This is a genomic window from Arthrobacter sp. CAN_A212 (genome assembly GCF_015752345.1).
Lineage (GTDB): Bacteria > Actinomycetota > Actinomycetes > Actinomycetales > Micrococcaceae > Arthrobacter_D.
Genome location: NZ_JADOUT010000006.1, coordinates 58,048 through 74,323, shown reverse-complemented (window position 1 = coordinate 74,323; position 16,276 = coordinate 58,048). Strand labels below are relative to the sequence as shown.

General features: G+C 64.8%; 8 protein-coding genes and 2 tRNA genes. 6 read left to right on the top strand and 4 right to left on the bottom strand.

The features are described 5' to 3' along the window. Positions 1-130: 130 nt before the first annotated feature. Positions 131-376, bottom strand: a complete 246-nt coding sequence (locus tag IWX64_RS06945; RefSeq protein WP_196866421.1) for a hypothetical protein — start codon at positions 374-376, stop codon at positions 131-133. A gap of 425 nt (positions 377-801) precedes the next feature. On the opposite strand from IWX64_RS06945, the gene IWX64_RS06940 reads away from it, so the two are divergent. Next, positions 802-1,524, top strand: a complete 723-nt coding sequence (locus tag IWX64_RS06940) for an ANTAR domain-containing protein (protein ID WP_196866420.1) — start codon at positions 802-804, stop codon at positions 1,522-1,524. Positions 1,525-1,818: 294 nt separating this feature from the next. On the opposite strand, the gene IWX64_RS06935 is transcribed toward IWX64_RS06940, so the two are convergent. Beyond that, positions 1,819-2,802 (bottom strand): NAD(P)H-quinone oxidoreductase, encoded by a 984-nt coding sequence (locus tag IWX64_RS06935; RefSeq protein WP_196866419.1) that lies wholly within the window; start codon positions 2,800-2,802, stop codon positions 1,819-1,821. Positions 2,803-2,864: 62 nt separating this feature from the next. Here IWX64_RS06935 and IWX64_RS06930 point away from each other — a divergent pair. Together IWX64_RS06930 and IWX64_RS16980 are read left to right on the top strand one after the other, a co-directional pair. After that, positions 2,865-2,952, top strand: a tRNA-Ser gene (locus IWX64_RS06930). Between the two features lie 240 nt (positions 2,953-3,192). Then, the gene (locus tag IWX64_RS16980; RefSeq protein ID WP_245345754.1) at positions 3,193-8,136 is read left to right on the top strand and encodes an ExeM/NucH family extracellular endonuclease; all 4,944 of its coding nucleotides are present in this window, start codon (positions 3,193-3,195) and stop codon (positions 8,134-8,136) included. A gap of 121 nt (positions 8,137-8,257) precedes the next feature. Here the strand turns inward: IWX64_RS16980 and IWX64_RS06910 are convergent, their stop codons facing one another. Next, positions 8,258-10,201 carry an FAD/NAD(P)-binding protein gene (locus IWX64_RS06910; protein WP_196866418.1) on the bottom strand — a complete coding sequence of 648 codons (1,944 nt, stop codon included), beginning with the start codon at positions 10,199-10,201 and terminating at the stop codon, positions 8,258-8,260. Positions 10,202-10,296: 95 nt separating this feature from the next. On the opposite strand from IWX64_RS06910, the gene IWX64_RS06905 reads away from it, so the two are divergent. Together IWX64_RS06905 and IWX64_RS06900 are read left to right on the top strand one after the other, a co-directional pair. Continuing rightward, positions 10,297-12,387 (top strand): prolyl oligopeptidase family serine peptidase, encoded by a 2,091-nt coding sequence (locus tag IWX64_RS06905; protein ID WP_196866417.1) that lies wholly within the window; start codon positions 10,297-10,299, stop codon positions 12,385-12,387. 64 nt (positions 12,388-12,451) lie between these two features. After that, positions 12,452-12,539, top strand: a tRNA-Ser gene (locus IWX64_RS06900). Between the two features lie 59 nt (positions 12,540-12,598). Here IWX64_RS06900 and IWX64_RS06895 read toward each other — a convergent pair. Further along, positions 12,599-14,713 (bottom strand): RecQ family ATP-dependent DNA helicase, encoded by a 2,115-nt coding sequence (locus IWX64_RS06895; protein ID WP_196866416.1) that lies wholly within the window; start codon positions 14,711-14,713, stop codon positions 12,599-12,601. 121 nt (positions 14,714-14,834) lie between these two features. On the opposite strand from IWX64_RS06895, the gene IWX64_RS06890 reads away from it, so the two are divergent. Next, positions 14,835-16,241, top strand: coding sequence for a phosphomannomutase/phosphoglucomutase (locus IWX64_RS06890; RefSeq protein WP_196866415.1), 1,407 nt, complete (start codon positions 14,835-14,837; stop codon positions 16,239-16,241). Positions 16,242-16,276: the final 35 nt, after the last annotated feature.

Genomic DNA, 16,276 nt, shown 5'->3' with positions numbered 1-16,276 from the left:
CGTCGGCATGGTGTCCAGATGGTCGAATCCCTGCTGTTCACTCATGGGATTATCGTCTCATGAGGGGCAGGCCCGCGGGCCCGGGGAATCCTCCAGCCTATCCCCCGGGCCCCCTGCCGTCCGGCTGCGACTACTCGCCGGCACGCTCCGTCGGAGCCAGATCGGCCCGGTAGTTCTCGTGCTCGCGGCGGTCGAGTTCCTCGGTGAGCTCCTCAAGGCGTCCCTCCGTTTCCGGATCCGGAAGACCATAGCGCACGTACTCGGCATCAAGTTCCCGATGAATCCTGCTGTTAAGGACCTCAACTTCAACGTTCTGGAGCTGGGTCAGGTCTTCCGGAAACGGCTCATCGGGAGCGAGGCGGGTGATGTCGTTCATGAGGGGTCCTTCCAAATGACTTAGTGCTGGGAGGTGCTGACTCAACAGCAGGGCCAAGCGGGTGGGACACCAGTTGGCCGGACGCAGGGTAGGGCGTCTACAGGCGCGAAATAGCCAGCGGGATGTGCGCGTGAAGGATATCCGCCGTGCGGAGAGAAAGGGATGTCTTGACCGGGGCCCAGAGGGGCAATCCGTGCAGCACTGTCGCCATTAAAATCCTGCTTACTGAGGAGAAGTTCCCGTGGCTGTCTGCTCAACCTGACTATGACCATATCCCATCCGGACCTACCTTCAGCCATCGTATCCACAGCCTTCGGGGGCAGCTATGACCAACACTTCGCTCTCAACGATTACAGTTGAGTTCGTCAGGTAGGGAGTCTCTGGACGGCGCCCGGAACGGAGAGCATCATGTCGAAAGTCCCCCCATGGAACCGGACGTTCACAACGTCCTGCTGGACATGGTGATGGACACCGACGACGTGAGCACCTTCCTCACGGGGCTGACGCAGCTGGCCGCCGCCACCCTCACATCGAAAGCCTCCGGCGAGGTCCTGTGTGGGCTGACCCTGCTCCGGCCCCGCACGATGGGAACCGTTGCCAGCAGCAGCGAGCTGGCCCAGCGGACCGACGAAATCCAGTACGCCTTCGATGATGGACCCTGCCTGCGGGCAGCGCGGGAAAACGTGGTTGTTCATGTTCCGGACATCCCTCATGACACCCGCTTCCCTCATTACCGGGACGCTGTGGCCGAACACGGCCTCCGCTCTGCATTGGGAATTCCCGTGCCGCTGGTTGGTGAGTCCCGCGCCGGACTCGACTTCTACTCCACCGAAGCGAACGCGTTTGACGACGACGCCGTCGCGGCCGCCGAGACGTTCGCCCTGGAGGCCTCCAAGTCCTTGCGCCTGGCGGTGCGGATGGCCCAGCTCAGCGATGCCAGCAAGCATCTGGAAGCGGCGATGCAGTCACGCACCGTCATCGACCTGGCAGCTGGCATCATCATGGCCCAGAACCGGTGCTCCCAGAACGAGGCCGTCGAAATCCTGAAGACCGCCTCCAGCGCCCGCAACATTAAACTGCGCGACGTCGCCAGCGCCGTCGTGGCGTCGGCAAACCAGGCTCCCACCACCACGCACTTCGACAGGTAACCGACCCGCTCAGGGATCCTGCTGGTCAGGGACGGCTGAAGTCCAGGCACAACCGCCCACCCACCGGTGCGGTTTGCTGAGCATCAACGTTCATGCTCAGCAGACTCACCAGTGGGCGGGCAGTTGTGGTCAAGAGGCCGTCTAGCAGCAGCGCCCCTCGGGGTTGGCATCCTGCCAGGCGGCAACTTTTCTGCGCCGAAAGGTATGTCGGACACACCGCAAATGAAGGATGATTTCCCACCAGATCAGCGCCGTCAGTGGGATTGTCTGGACTATCCCACTGGCGGCCGCTGGTCAATGGGCAGGATCGATGGTGAGCAGGATCTTCCCCGTGTGCTCGCCGGAATCGAAGTACTGGTGCGCCGCCACGACGTCGTCCAGCGGGAAGGTCCGGTCCACCATCCCTGCAACCGACCCGGATGCGATCAGAGGCCAAACGTGATCCCGCACTGCAGCCATGATGGATGCTTTCTCGGCCACGGGACGGCCCCGGAGGGTGGTGCCCGCCACCAAGGCGCGCTTGGTCATCAGGGCGCCAAGATTCAGTTCGGCCTTCGCTCCGCCCTGCAGCCCAATCACCACCAGGCGCCCACCAGTCGCGAGGGACTCGACGTTCCGCGCCAGGTATTTGGCGCCGACGACGTCGAGAATCACATCGACCCCCTTGCCTCCGGTGACGGCGGCCACCTCGGCCACAAAGTCCTGCTCCCGGTAATTGATGCAGGTCGCGGCGCCAAGGCTGCGGGCGACCTCAAGCTTCCCCGCTGACCCTCCGGTGACGATGGGGATGGCTCCAAACGCGAGCGCCAACTGGATAGCCATGGTCCCGATCCCGCCGGAGCCCCCATGGATGAGCACCCGCTCCCCCGGCTGCAGCTGTGCCGTGAGGAACAGGTTCGAATAGACAGTGGCTACCACCTCCGGCAGTGCCGCAGCCGCCACCAGGTCCACGCCCGCGGGAACAGGCAGCACCTGGCCTGCCGGTACCGCTACCTGCTCCGCATAGCCTCCGCCGGCCAGCAACGCCACCACTTCGTCCCCGACGGCAAATCCCGACGCACCGGGATCAGCAACCCTCCCGGAGACCTCCAGACCCGGATACTCCGGCGCACCCGCCGGCGGAGGATAGTGGCCCTGACGCTGCTGGACATCGGCCCGGTTCAATCCGGCGGCGACGACGTCGATCAGCACCTCGCCCTGCTCCGTAGGGGGTGCCGCCACCTGGGACACGGAGAGCACCTCCGGCCCACCTGGTTCAGTGATGACTACTGCTCTCAAAGGGTCCTCCGGGGGAATGGTTTTTGGCTGAACTGGAAACTACGTGAAACACTACTCACTTGGGAAGGTTGTCCGAGCGGCCGATGGAGCTGGTCTTGAAAACCAGTGTGCGGTAACCCCGTACCAAGAGTTCGAATCTCTTACCTTCCGCCCGTAACAAAAAGTTGGTCCCGGTAGTTGCCGGGGCCAACTTTTTGTTAACCACAATCGCCTTGGCCCTTCACTTTCCGTAATCTCTCGTTCACTATTGTCTGATTGGCTCGAACCTGACCCATTTGGTTATCTGGATCACAATTGTCCAGATCTCGGGCCAATAACCGTTCGAAGATGCTGTCTTTTTGCGGACTCACTCGCGGCTGTCAGCAGCCAAAAGCCAAGGAGAACCACCGGATGAAACATTCGTCATGGAAGGGCGGGCTTGGTGCCGTGATCACGGTCGGGCTTCTTGCCTCGCCGATCGCAGCACTACCCGCCTATGCGGCACCAAACGGCGTCGTCATCAATGAGGCGTACGTCAATGGCGGCAGCGCCAACGCCCCGTATCTGAACAAGTTTGTCGAACTGCGCAACACCACCAACGAACCGGTCGACATCAGCGGCTGGTCGCTGCAGTACCGCGCATCGGGGAGCACCGGCGCACCAACGGGGGTGTCATCGCTCAGCGGAATCATCCCGGCAAATGGCTACTACCTGATTGGTGGCTCCAGCAATGCTGACAATGGAGTCGCACTTCCTGCAACGGATGCCACCATCGGAGCAAGTTTCGCCGGGGGCGGCGGAACCCTGATCCTGTCCAACGGTTCGACGGCAGTCGACCCGTTGGCAGTTGGCTCGGTAACCGACAACCCGGCTGTCGAAGACCTGTTGGGGTATGGGTCCTCCAACACCTTCGAAACGGCTGTCGCACCCAAGCCGGACACCAACTCCGATCCGCGGTCCCTGAACCGGACTGACTTCGTTGACACCAACGACAACTCGGCCGATTTCACCCTGAATGAAGCTGTGACTCCGACGAACGCCGACGGCGAGACCGGCACGTTTGAACCGGAGCCCGAGCCGGAACCCCCCACCGCGGGTGAGGTAGTCCCGATTGCCGAGATCCAGGGCACCACTGACACGTCACCGTTTGTGGGTGACACCCTCACTACGCGGGGCGTCGTCACCGCTGCCTACCCCACGGGGGGCATCGACGGCTACGTGATCCAGACCGAGGGCACCGGCGTGACCGCCTCGGCCGGGCGCACCGCCTCAGATGGCATCTTCATCTATTCCCCGGGAACCGTCAATGAGATGGAGATAGGTGACCACGTAGAGGTTACCGGTGAGGTTTCGGAGAACTTCGGGGTCACCCAGATTGAGGTAATCGCGGGAGCCGCGAGCGTCCTCACCGAGCCGGCCGAAGAGGTCAAGTCCCTCGTCACCGCGTGGCCTGAAACCGCCGAAGAGCGTGAGCTGCTGGAAAGCATGCTGATCAGGCCCGACGGCGAGTTCACCGTCTCCGACAACTATGACCTGAACCGCTACGGCGAAATCGATCTGGCTTCCGGGCCTGACGCCCTGGTCCAGCCCACCGAGGTTGCACCTCCGGGTACCCCCGAGAACCTCGCGGTGCAGGCCACCAACAGCGCCCTCGGAGTTACGCTCGACGACGGCGCCACAGTGGACTATGTGCAGAACAGGGACCTGGCCCTGCCCTACCTGTCGCTCGATAATCCGGTCCGGGTCAACGGCACGGCGACATTCACCTCCGACGTCATTGTCGACTTCGACTTCGGCGTGTGGCGGTTCCAGCCGGTGACCCAGTTGACCGCTGAGAACGCCGAAACGGTCCAGCCTGTAACGTTCGCGGGAGAGCGTCCAGCCACCCCCGTTGATGTGGGCGGCGACATCAAGATCGCCTCGTTCAACGTGTTGAATTACTTCAGTACCACCGGAGCTGAGCTCCAGGGCTGCACCTACTTCAACGACCGCGCAGGCAACCCCATCACTGTCCGTGGCGGTTGTGACGCACGCGGCGCGGCCAACATTGAGAGCCTTGAGCGTCAGGAAGCGAAGATCGTTGATGCCCTGACGAACCTCGACGCCGACATGGTGTCGCTGGAAGAAATCGAGAACTCAGCAGCCTTCGGCAAGGACCGCGACGAAGCCCTCGCTACCCTGACCGCCGCACTGAACGAGGCTGAGCCCGGCGTCTGGGACTACGTTCGGTCCCCCGCTGACCTTCCGGCCAACGAAGACGTGATCCGCAACGCATTCATCTACAAGACCGCAGCCGTGGAAACCGTCGGCGAGTCGGTCATCCTTGACGACGACATTGCGTTCTCGAACGCCCGCAAGCCGCTGGCCCAGGTCTTCCAGGCCGCGGACGGCGACGAGTCGACCAAGTTCCTCACCATCGTGAACCACTTCAAGTCCAAGGGTTCCGGTTCAGGCGAAAACGCTGACCAGGGTGACGGCCAGGGCGCTTCCAACGCTGACCGTGTGGAGCAGGCAACCGCTCTGGTGGCGTTCGCCGACACCATGCAGGATGAGGCCGGCACCGAGAACGTCTTCCTCACGGGCGACTTCAACTCCTACTCCGCAGAAGACCCCATGCAGGTGTTCTACGAGGCCGGATACATCAACCAGGGACTGGAGACCGGAAAGTACTCGTACGTCTTCGGCGGACAGTCCGGGTCGCTCGACCACATCCTCGCCTCACCCGAGGCGGATGCAACCGTGACCGGCGTGGACATCTGGAACATCAACGCAGTGGAATCGCTGGCGCTTGAGTACAGCCGGTTCAACTACACCCCGGTGAACTACTACACCCCGGACCAGTACCGTGCCAGCGACCACGACCCCGTGATTGTTGGTCTGGATCTCGACGCCGAGGTGACCGAGCCGAGCACCACGGCTGAGATCAACCTGCTGAACATCAATGACTTCCACGGACGAATCAACGCCAACACGGTGAAGTTCGCTGGAACAGTGGAGCAGCTGCGTGAAGCCGCAGGCGAGGAGAACACCCTGTTCATCTCTGCTGGCGACAACATCGGAGCGTCACTCTACGCGTCCTCATCGCAGGGCGACGTGCCCACGATCGACGTACTGAATGCACTGGAACTGAGCACCTCAGCCGTCGGAAACCACGAGTTCGACGGCGGCTTCGCCGACCTCACGGACCGCGTGGAACCCCTCGCTGATTTCTCCTACCTTGGCGCCAACGTCTACACCAAGGGCACCGAAGATCCAGCGATGGACGAGTACGACATCTTCACCGTTGATGGCATCGATGTTGCAATCATCGGAGCGGTCACCGTCGAGACTCCCACTCTGGTCAGCCCGGGCGGCATCTCGGACCTCGACTTTGGGGACCCCGTGGAAGCAGTGAACCGGGTAGCACAGGAGATTGAGGACGGCGGCCTCGCCGACGTCATCATCGCCGAGTTCCACGCTGGTGCTGATGGCTCCAGCGAAGATTCGACAGTGCTCCCGGAAATCATCCCGGGCAGCGAATTCGAGGCGATCGTCAACGAGACCACTCCCCTCGTCGACGCGATCTTCAACGGTCACACCCACTCGTTCTACGCATCGGATGCGCCAGTGCCGGGTGAAGCCGGAGAAACCCGTCCGATCGTACAGACCGGGTCCTACGGCGAATTCATTGGTCAGGTTGAACTGACCGTCGATATCGCGACAGGTGACGTCGTCGACTACGAGGCACGCAACGTGCCCCGCACCACTGCCGACGACGCGGCTCTGGCCTCCACGTACCCACGGGTCGCCGAGGTCCAGACCATCGTCAACCAGGCACTGGAGACCGCTAAGGAACTCGGTAGCGTGGTTCTCGGCAAGGTCACCGACGACATCACCACAGCGTTCGTCGGTGACTCACGCGATGACCGCACCTCGGAGTCCACCCTCGGCAACCTGGTCGCCGATTCGCTGCTGTCCTCGCTGGCACCTGCCGAACGTGGCGGCGCCGAGATCGGCGTAGCCAACGCGGGTGGCCTCCGCGCCGAGCTGTACTACGACGAGAACGGTGACATCACGGTGGCTGAAGCCAACGCGGTGCTGCCATTCCTGAACAACCTGTGGACCACCACGCTGACCGGGGAACAGTTCACCCAACTGCTCGAACAGCAGTGGCCCCGCGAGGGTGGTTCCCGCACCGCGTTCGCGCACCTGGGACTGTCGGATAACGTCACCTACACCTACGACCCCGCGGCCGCCCAGGGTTCACGCATCACATCGGTAAGCATCGATGGGGAGCCGCTGGATCCGGCCCGGGACTACCGGATCGGAACCTTCAGCTTCCTGGCTCAGGGAGGAGACGACTTCCCTGTCTTCACCGAAGGCAGCGACACCCTGGACTCAGGTCTGGTGGACCGCGATGCCTGGTTCGACTACATCGAGGCCAACTCACCACTTTCTCCAACCTTCGACCGCCGCGCTGTGGCAGTCCAGGATGCTCCGGAGATCGTGGCACCCGGCCAGGAAGTCGCCTTCGACGTCTCCAAGCTGGACCTGACCTCGCTGGGAAGCCCCACCAACACCAGCATCGTCCTGTCCTACTCGGTCGGCGACGGAGATCCAGTGGAAATTGACACCTACTCCGTCACCGACGGTGCCGCGCGGATTGCGTTCACCGTTCCGGCCGACGCTTTCGGTGCGACTTTCCGCCTGACTGCGCCAGACTCCGGCACCATGGTGCGCCTGCCCATCGGCGTCGAGGTCGTCGAGTTCACGGACATCGAAGGCAACGAGCACCAGGACCACATCGAGTGGATGGCCGAAAACGGTCTCGCCACCGGTTGGCTCGAAGCAGACGGCACCCGCACGTACCGCCCGCTGTCGAACATCAACCGCGACGCGATGGCCGCGTTCCTGTACCGCCTTGCTGGCGAACCGGAATACCGTCTGCCTGCGGAGTCACCGTTCAGCGACATCGCCTTCCCGGCTGATGAAGCCGATCGGGTTGAGCACTTCGACGCGATCATGTGGATGCACTCCACGGGCCTGTCCACCGGCTGGCCCGAAGCCGATGGTACCCGGACCTTCCGTCCGGTCACCCCGGTCAACAGGGACGCGATGGCTGCGTTCCTGAAGCGCTTCGCCGGGCAGATCTGCCTGAACGAGGAAGCAATCGAATACGTCGACCCCAGTGGCGCTCCGTTCTCGGACGTTCCCGAGGGCAAGATGTTCGAAGAGGAAATTTCCTGGATGAAAGACACCGGGATCTCCGAGGGCTGGGGCGACGGCACCTACCGTCCGGTTACCCCGGTAGCCCGTGACGCAATGGCAGCATTCGTCAACCGGTTCGATGACACGTTTGGATCCTGCGGCAGGTAACCCCTGCGGTAGATAGTCAGAACCAACCAAACTGCCAGTCAGGCGGCGGGTCCCCTCGGGGGCCCGCCGCTTGGCGCTTAACCAGCCGTCAGCTCACCACCCGATGCTGACAGCCTGATGGCTAGCTCCCTGTTGGCTGCCTCCCGTTGGCGAGGATCGCCGCTGCAATACCGTCGGCATCGCGCAGGGTCCGTCCCCCGGCGTCGGCGGGTGCATGCGCCTCGGCGGCGATGGCCGTCCCCCACTGGACCGAGGCGAGCTGCAGCCCGATCACGTACAGGTTCGGCTGCGCCCTGCCGGCCCCATCGATCGCCCGGTAGGGCGGTAGGGTCACGTCCAGTCCGGGAGAGGTGACGGGCGCACCGTCCTCTGACATCATCACCCTGGCCCGGACCAACCCGTCCTCCAGCAGCTGCCGCAGCAGCGGGGACAGGCTGTCCTCCGCACGGTTCGGCGGCATCATGGCATCCACCAGATGACTGGTCGAAGCCTCCTCGCCGTCGACCCACGGGGAGGACGCCACGAACCGCCCCGTCCCGCCGTCGATGGTGAACTGGGGATTCGGGCCGACGAACCGGACGACGCCGGCACGCGCCAGCGCGGCCAGCTGTGCGATCCGCACAGCCGGCGGACCACTGGCCAGGCCTTCCACGAGGGGCTCAAACCAGCCGCGGAGCTCGGACATCCAGGCCTGGTCGGTCAATCCGCCGTCGGCCACAACCGTCTTGATGACGGTCCGGCCGGCATTCATCGCACCGATTGCCATCTTCAGGGGACTGTCCTCACCCCGGATCGACTCGTCGACGTCGGCGTCGAGGAAGGCGAGCACCGCGTCCTGGTACTCCTGCGCATCAGCGAACCGGCGGCCCGCAAACGGGCGTGCAAGCCCTTCGACGTCGAGCCGGTGCGCTCCTGGCATCTCCTCGGCGAGAAGCATCTCGAGTGCCGAGGTCCACCCCGGGCCGGTGACGTCCAGGGCCGCGTGGAGCCGCGCCAGGAAGGCGTCAGGGTCGGCCGGCCGGTCACCCGCGCCCCGGGCCAGGGTGGCGTAGTAGGTGCCCAAAACGTCCCGGTGAAGCAATGGCCAAATGTCATGGTCGAACCCCGGCCGGATACCCTGGCCCGCGAAGGACCGCAGGGCAGCCACCGTGCAATGCCGCAGCGACACACTGCGGGGAAGGTAACTGTCCAGCTGGGCCTTCGCCCGGTAGGGAACGCCCCGGCGGGACGCCGCAATGAGAAGCGGTTCCCGCCCGGTGGGATGGTACTGCAGCTGGCCGGCCTCATCCGGAGCGAAGTGTCCGCCGCGCCCCTCGGAAAGCTGAATCATCACGTCGAAAAAGTTCAGCCCCAGCCCCCTGACCAGGACAGGTTTCCGCGCCGGAATCCTGTTCCAGTCGATATCGGCCGGGACTGCGGGGGGCCAATAGTTGAGGCTGTGCCGGGCGGCGCCGTCGCGCAGGGCGTCCTGTTCGGGGTTGAGTTGCGCTGGGAGGTGGCCGAGAGACAGCACGACGGCGTCGGCGGCGAGGGCCGCACCGTCGGCCAGGTCGACCCGGAACCCGGTGGCCTCCCGCGTCAGTTTCAGTGCGTCGGTGGCGTGGTGGGTGACGGTGATGCCGTCCCCGCAGTGGGCCACCAACCGCTGGTAGATCCACTCCAGGTACCTGCCGTACAGCGCGCGGCTGGGAAAGTCGGAGCCCCCTAGGCGTGCCAGTTCCTCACGGTCACCCGAGGAGAGGGACGGCGCCGGAGCGGTGGTCATCTCGGTACGCCAGTCATTGAACGATCGGTCCACCACCGAAGGCACGAGCCCGTCAGCTGCACGCCCCACGGGCACCACCGACGGGAACAGCGACGGGGTGTTCATCAGGAACAGTCTCGACTGGTCGGGGCGCCACACATGGCCGGGCCCGGGGAGTTCCGGGTCGATCAGGTGGATGTCGAGGCGTTGCCGCTGACCGTCCGGAAGGGCGCTCCACTGGGAGATCAGCCGTTCCGTCACTGAGGTGCCGCGGGGGCCGGCGCCCACCACAGCTACCTGTTGGTTACGACCCGTCTGCATCAGACAAGGGTATCCGCTCCGACGGCGGTGGGCAGGGCGCCCGTCCGGGCCGCCCCCGGTTCGGGGGCCGCGCGAGGCGTGCATAGGATAGAAATATGACCTCCACCACAGACCAGCAAACCGGTCCGACCTCCGACGACGAGTTCATCTGGCTCGAAGACATCTACGGCGATTCACCCCTTGAATGGGTCCGAGCCGAGAACGCTGTCACCGAGCAGCAGCTGGTCACCGACGATTTCCAGGACATGGAGCGCAAAGTCCTGGAAGTCCTCGACTCGACGGAGCGCATCCCGCTGGTCTCCAAGCGGGGCGGTCACTACTACAACTTCTGGCGGGACCGCGAACATCCCAAGGGACTGTGGCGCCGCACCACCTGGGATAGCTTCACGGCAGCCCACACCGAGTGGGAAGTGCTCCTGGAACTCGATGCACTCAGCGCCGACGAGGGCACCGAATGGGTATGGGGCGGGGCTTCGTTCCTCCGCCCGGTCGATGGAGCGCCCTACCAGCGCTGCCTGGTGGCGCTCTCCCCCGACGGTGGAGATGCGCGCCGCTACCGCGAGTTCGACGTCGTCTCCCGGACTTTCGTGGCGGGCGGTTTCGACGTCCCGGCCGCGAAGAGCCGGATCAGCTGGGCCGGACCTGATGCACTGCACGTCGCCACCGACTTCGGTCCCGGGTCCATCACCACCAGTTCCTACCCCCGGACGGTCCGCACGGTGCGCCGGGGTCAGCCGCTGGCCACCGCGGCACTGGATTTCGAGATCCCTGAAACCCACATGATGGCCCTGGTGGTGCGGGACCAGACACCCGGTTACGAGCGGGACATCGCCGTGGACACCATCGACTTTTACACCAGCCGGACCCACCTGCGCGGCGCCGACGGGTGGGTCCAGCTGGATGTGCCCGACGACGTGAACGTCTCGTTTCACCGGCAATGGCTGATTCTCCGGCCGCGGACGGACTGGGACGTAGACGGCACGGTGTTTGCCGCAGGGTCCCTGCTCGGGGTGGAACTGGACTCGTTCCTGGCTGGCGACCGCTCACTGATCACCCTGTTCCAGCCCGATGCGACGACCTCACTGCAGTCCTGGAGCTGGACACGGGACTACCTCATGGTCAACCTCCTCAACGATGTGTCCTCGGAGATTCGGGTCCTGAAGCCCTCGGACAACTGGCGGTCGGAAATCCTTGATGCGTGCCCGCCGCTGCATTCGGTGGAGGCCTTCGCCGTGGATGACGAGGACGACGCAGGAAACGACTACTGGCTGGTGATCAGCGGTTTCCTCACCCCGTCGACCCTGCTGCGTGGCGCCATCGGCGGAACGCATGCCCCGGTGAAGGCCACGCCGTCGTTCTTCGATGACGACCGGTTCACGGTTGAGCAGCACTTTGCAGTGTCCAAGGACGGCACCCGCGTGCCGTATTTCCAGGTCGGGGCGAAGGACCTGGTGCTCGACGGCACGAATCCCACCCTCCTGTCCGGCTATGGAGGATTTGAGAACGCGATGCTCCCCTCCTACTCCGGTGTCATCGGCCGCGGCTGGTTGGAGCGGACTACCGACGGCGGCCGGAATGGCGTGTATGTGCTGGCGAATATCCGCGGCGGCGGTGAGTACGGCCCGGCCTGGCATCAGGCGGCGTTGCATGCCAACCGCCACCGCGCCTACGAGGACTTCGCGGCTATCGCCGAAGACCTGGTGTCCCGCGGGGTGACGCGCCCCGAGCTGCTCGGGTGCACTGGGCGCAGCAACGGCGGACTGCTGGTGGGTAACATGCTCACCCACTACCCGCACCTCTTCGGCGCCATCTCCTGCGGGGTGCCGCTGCTGGACATGCGCCGCTACACGAAGCTCTCTGCCGGCTACTCCTGGATTGCCGAGTACGGTGACCCAGACAAGCCTGAGGAATGGGAGTACGTGAAGACCTTCTCCCCGTACCACCAGTTGCGGACAGGGGTCAGCTACCCGCGCACGCTGATCTGGACCGCTACCAGCGATGACCGGGTGGGGCCGGTCCAGGCGCGAAAGATGGCCGCCCGGATGAAGGCGATGGAGATCGGCAATGTGTGGTTCCACGAGGCCTTGGAGGGTGGCCACGCGGGCGCGTCAGACAACCGGCAGGCGGCCCGCATGCACGTCATGTCGCAGGAGTTTCTGTGGAAGGCACTGACCGGCGGGCTGTAGCCATCAGTGGTTTTGCTCTTGCCCGGTTCTTACAGGTAGCCTTGGGTGGCTAGTAATAGCCGCTGGAGACGTGCCAGAGCGGCCGAATGGGCTTCACTGCTAATGAAGTGTGGGCCTAAAGCCTACCGGGGGTTCAAATCCCCCCGTCTCCGCGAAAAGTGAAAGCACCCCCAACCTCGGTTGGGGGTGCTTTTGTGTGTCCGGGGAAGGACTAAGCCTTCAACGCCAGAACAAACGGGAGAACTTCCTGTGTACCGGCGTCCCGCAACGCTTTGCCGGCCACGGTGATGGTCCAGCGGCTGTCGGCAAGATCGTCCACCAGCAGCACCGGCCCAGGGTTGGCCGCGAACCATTCCCGGCCCTCCTCCGGGACGGCGAACCGATCCCAGACCGCTGCCAGCCGGAACGCGCTGTTGCCGCCGGGAGCTCCGGTGGGCCAACCGTGCGGTGTCTGCAGGGCGCCGAGGTACGGGATCCGGCCCACTCCGGCCAGCCCTTCCGCCAGAGATTGCACCAGCAGGGGGCGCCGCCGCGATGGCACACTGACCACGGCGACCGGACGGGTTTCCCATCCCCACTGGGCCAGCACCGAGACACAGGCTTCAACGGCCAGCGGGCCGAGGGGCTGATCGGGGGTCGTATCAGCGAGCATCTCGCGGAGGCGGCTCCCCCATCCAAGGTCGGTGAACCGTGCCAGCGCCCTTCCCGACCCGTTGGCCTGGTTTGCGGGGATGCGGCCCTTGACCTGCACCCCCAGCTTGTCCATCCCGCTGGGCCACTGGCCACGCGGGTCCACCTCGACGCCAACCTTGCTGAGCGCCTTCTGGGCGCTATCGGACGCGTCGTGCGCCACCTCATCCGAGTACCAGGGGCCGGCGCAGTTGTCGCACCGTCCGCAGGGCGCCGCCGTCGGATCGTCGAGGGCCGCGGCCAGGAACTCCATCCGGCAGCCCGTCGTGTTCTCGTAGTCCAGCATTGATTTCTGCTCGGCGACCCGCGCCTGGGCGATCCGCCCATACCGTTCGCTGTCATACAGCCACGGGGTGCCGGTGCTTTCCCAGCCGCCCTGCACCTTCCGGACGGCGCCATCCACGTCCAGCACCTTGAGCAGCAGCTCCAGCGGGGTGCGTTTGAGGTTGACCTGCGCTTCGAGGGCCGGCGTGGACAAAACCGTTCCGGAGCCGAGCGCGTCGAGCACCCGGGTTGCCTTTTCCTCGGACGGCATCGAGGAGGTGGCAAAGTACTCCCAGATCTCGCGGTCCTCGGTGCCCGGCAGGAGCAAAACGTCAGCGTTGGGGGTGCCACGTCCGGCGCGCCCCACCTGCTGGTAGTAGGCGACAGGGGACGATGGCGCACCGAGGTGGACCACGAAACCCAGATCCGGTTTGTCGAAGCCCATGCCCAGTGCGCTGGTGGCTACCAGCGCCTTGACCTCGTTGCTTTTCAGGGCGGCCTCGGCCGACTCGCGATCCGCCGGGTCTGTGCGGCCGGTATAGGCGAGCACCTGATGCCCGTTTGCCCGCAACAGGTGCGCCGTATCTTCGGCCGCCGCAACCGTCAGCGCGTAAATGATCCCGCTTCCCGGCAGCTCCTCGATATGGGTCAACAACCAGGCCAACCGCGACCGGGGGCTCGGCAACCGCAGCACGCCGAGCCGCAGGGAGTCACGTTTCAGGGTGCCGCGCAGCGTGAACACCTCGGTGCCATCGGTGCCCAGCTGCTCCTCGACATCGCTGACCACGCGCGAGTTGGCGGTTGCCGTGGTCGCCAGCACCGGCACTCCTGCCGGCAGCTGGGTGATCAGGTCCCGGAGCCGGCGGTAATCCGGGCGGAAGTCGTGTCCCCAATCGGAAATGCAGTGTGCCTCATCGATCACCAGCAGGCCCGTGCGCCGGATCAGCTCTGGAAGGTGTCGTTCGCGGAACGCCGGGTTGTTCAGGCGCTCCGGTGATACCAGCAGGACGTCGACCGTGTTGTCGTCGAGCTTGGCGGTGATCTCCTGCCAGTCCGTCTGGTTCGCAGAATTGATCGCTTCGGCCCGGACACCGGCCCGCGCCGCCGCCGCGACCTGGTCGCGCATCAGCGCCAGCAGGGGCGACACGATAAGCGTGGGCCCCGCGCCGCGCGATCGCAGCAGCAGACTCGCGACGAAATACACCGCTGACTTGCCCCAGCCAGTGCGCTGCACCACGAGCGCCCGTCGCCCGCCGTTCACCAGAGCCTCGATCGCCTCGAACTGGCCGTCATGGAACTCGGCGTCGTCCCGACCTACCAGGGTCCGTAGAATTTCGGCTGCTTGGTCATGGAGTGTTGTGGTGTCAACCATGAGCCCTAGTATTGCAGCCCCCACTGACACCCTCGGTGGGCGGGTCACCGGCTGTGGATACCGCACCCGTCTTCGCCTCCACACGCCTTGTCTGGCGGAGGCCAACAGTTAGACTCTCCCAGTGAACAAATCCTTCGATCTTTCAGCATCCTTCAAGGCCTACGATGTCCGCGGCATCGTGGGCGAGAGCATCACCACCGAGATTGTCGAAGCGGTGGGCGCTGCCTTCGTGGACGTGCTCGACCTCGGGGGGCAGACCGTTCTGGTGGGCGGTGACATGCGCCCGTCGTCGCCCGAGTTCAGCCAGGCGTTCGCGCGCGGTGCCACTGGCCGGGGTGCCGACGTCGTGCTGTTGGACCTGATCTCGACCGATGAGCTGTACTACGCCAGCGGCACCCTCAACGCAGCCGGCGTAACCTTCACCGCGAGCCACAATCCTGCCGAGTACAACGGCATGAAGATGTGCCGGGCCGGAGCCGTTCCAGTGTCCTCGGAGACCGGCCTGGTAGAGATCCAGGCCCTCGCCGAGCAGTACCTGAACAGCGGGTCCATTCCAGCGGCGGAACGCACCGGCACCATGGGCGTCCGAGACGCGCTCCGCGGTTACGCCGAGTACCTGCGCTCGCTGGTTGACCTCTCCGGGTCGCGCCCGCTGAAGGTGGTGGTGGATGCAGGCAACGGGATGGGCGGTCTCACCACACCGGCCGTTCTGGGCGACACGCTGCTGCCCCAACTTCCCCTCGAGATCATCCCCCTGTACTTCGAGCTCGACGGGTCGTTCCCGAACCACCCGGCCAACCCGCTGGAACCGGAGAACCTCAGGGACCTGCAGGCGGCAGTGGTCAGCAACCAGGCGGATATTGGGATTGCCTTCGACGGCGACGCCGACCGCTGCTTCGTCATCGACGAACAGGGCAACCCGGTCTCACCCAGCGCTGTCACCGCGATGGTGGCCCGCCGGGAAATAGTGCGCGCGCAGGCCGACGGAGAAGATACCCCCGTCATCATCCACAACCTCATCACCTCCCGCGCGGTGCCCGAACTGGTAAAACGCCTGGGTGGACGCCCCGTCCGCACCCGGGTGGGGCACTCCTTCATCAAGGCCGTGATGGCCGAGGAGGGTGCCGTGTTTGGCGGCGAGCACTCCGCTCACTACTACTTCAGGGATTTCTGGAACGCCGACACCGGGATGCTGGCGGCCATGCACGTGCTGGCCGCACTGGGTGAGCAGTCCGGGCCGCTGTCCGAACTGGGCCGCGAGTACGAGCCCTACTTCGCCTCGGGTGAGATCAATTCGCGGCTGGACGACGTCCCCTCGGCTGTTGCCCGGGTGCGCGAGGAATTCGAGAACGACGGCGTCACGGTGGACGAACTCGACGGGTTGACGTTTACAGCGGATGACGGATCATGGTGGTTCAATCTCCGTGCCTCCAACACTGAGCCCTACCTGCGGCTGAACGCTGAAGCCGTCGATCCACAGGTCCTGGAAACGCTGACCGAGCAGGTGCTGGAGCAGGTTCGCCAGTAAGGGACGCCGCGGCATCTCCCCGCAGCCCGTGGACA